The sequence below is a fragment of the Neobacillus mesonae genome (genome assembly GCF_023715155.1).
In the GTDB taxonomy this organism is placed as follows: domain Bacteria; phylum Bacillota; class Bacilli; order Bacillales; family Cytobacillaceae; genus Neobacillus; species Neobacillus mesonae_A.
The window spans coordinates 1-598 of record NZ_JAMBNQ010000100.1 but is presented as its reverse complement, the minus strand read 5'-3'; the positions used below and the strand labels follow the sequence as shown (position 1 = coordinate 598).

Annotated in this window: 1 protein-coding gene and 1 pseudogene; both read left to right on the top strand. The window is 36.8% G+C overall.

Features of this window, described 5'->3' with window-relative positions; translation table 11 throughout:
• A partial coding sequence (locus M3183_RS26675; protein WP_251475040.1) for a hypothetical protein occupies positions 1-183 on the top strand: 183 nt, incomplete at its 5' end.
• A gap of 133 nt (positions 184-316) precedes the next feature.
• Positions 317-598 (top strand): annotated as a pseudogene (locus M3183_RS26670) (IS481 family transposase); the annotation flags it as partial.

The following is a 598-nucleotide window of genomic DNA, read 5'->3' as shown; positions in this document are numbered from 1 at the left end:
CGTTACTATAGGGGAATTAAATGGATTCATAGCTTCTTTGTTCAATTAGGAAAAGTTACTGGCATGTCGAAGGATAAAAATGAAGAGGCCATAAAATATATGAAAATGATCCTTGATTTTGGCGAATCACCCTTCTTACGAAGGTCCTGGGGTCACTTGTCAAAATACTTTATGGCAAATTAATTCTATCATATTTGGTTGATTTTAAAAATATAGTTTGTCCCACATACCTTTTTCATAGTCAGAAAATATCGAAAAAAGTAGAATAGGAATCATGGATGACCGGTCATCCTTCTATGAAAAGGAGGAAGATTCCATGAATGAAAAAGAACGTGAACAAGTGGCCTTATTTCGTTATGGTCTAATAGCCCCTCTCTTGAATGGGCAGGTGGACCCGAAAGAATATTTTAAGGGTTTAGAGGGAAAGATTCATTCCGTTCCATATTATGGTGAACGAAGAATTGCAGAAAAAACAATGAAAGAGTGGCTACTTCATTATAGACGAAAAGGATTTGAGGCATTAAAACCAAAGAAGCGTGGTGACAAAGGAAACTCTCGAAGGTTATCCCCCGATGACCAGGATCAAATCCTAGAAATA